1 pseudogene is annotated in these 237 nt (G+C 65.4%); it reads left to right on the top strand.

Annotated elements, in window-relative coordinates:
• Positions 1–237, top strand: a pseudogene (locus HX846_RS39770) (microcin ABC transporter ATP-binding protein); the annotation flags it as partial.

The raw sequence follows: 237 nt of genomic DNA on the forward strand, positions 1-237 counted from the left end.
GACGTGACCACCCAGGCGCAGATTCTCGACCTGCTGCGCAAGATCCAGCAGGACAAGGGCATGGCACTGTTGTTTATCACCCACGACTTTGCCGTGGTCGAGGCGATTGCCGACCGGGTGCTGGTGCTGGAAAAGGGCCGGGTGGTGGAGCAGGGCACGGCCCCGGCGGTGTTGCGTGTGCCCCGGGAAGATTACACCCGGCAGTTGTTGGCGGCGGTGTCGGCGCAACCGCTGGTG

The sequence above is a fragment of the Pseudomonas sp. K5002 genome, from assembly GCF_013386655.1.
Taxonomy (GTDB): Bacteria; Pseudomonadota; Gammaproteobacteria; order Pseudomonadales; family Pseudomonadaceae; genus Aquipseudomonas.